This is a genomic window from Pseudomonas sp. 2 (assembly GCF_056627435.1).
Genome location: NZ_JBWXNG010000052.1, coordinates 1 through 578, shown reverse-complemented (window position 1 = coordinate 578; position 578 = coordinate 1). Strand labels below are relative to the sequence as shown.

The 578-nt window shown below is 56.9% G+C and carries 1 protein-coding gene; it reads right to left on the bottom strand.

Annotated elements, in window-relative coordinates:
• Window positions 1–557 (bottom strand): hypothetical protein (locus AC1MEK_RS29850; protein ID WP_480399847.1); only part of this gene is annotated, 557 nt, incomplete at its 3' end.
• Window positions 558–578 lie beyond the last annotated feature (21 nt).

The window sequence follows — 578 nt, the reverse complement described above, 5'->3', positions numbered from 1 at the left end:
CCGACAGTGGCGTCCAATGCAGCTTTGGCCGCCAGGTTGAAGACGAACTTCCACGGCCCCATCGTTGCCTGCACGACCGCCATCACCGTTGCGGCGTTTTGAACGCCCGACGAGCTGGCAAAATGTGCGACCGATTCCAGAAATGACGTCATGTCGTCGGGATTAACGATCAGAGGAGCCAGTCCGAGGGAGCTACTGCCTTCGCTGCTGCCCGCCGACTGTGAACCACTACACAGGGCTCCGCATCCCGTTAGCTTCGCCCCTGCTGTCACCAATTCCTTCAGGTCTGGATAAGCTTCAGCGGGAAGGCTTTGAATGCTGCTGGACGACACGCCCAGCATGATCAGATCTTTGGTCAGATTGAGCGCTTTATCATCCCCAAGGCTCGCCTTCATCACTGGGGGGATGTCACTCAGCGTGGTCGACTCAGCCCGAAGGCGGTTAATGCCGTCCAATAGAACCTTGGCTTGCTGATGGCTGTAGTTCTCTGCGTTGTCTTTCCAGACCGCCCACGTTTCCAACGGATGGGTCACCAGATCAATCGAAGAATCCGACACATAGAGATCCGTCCGATGCTC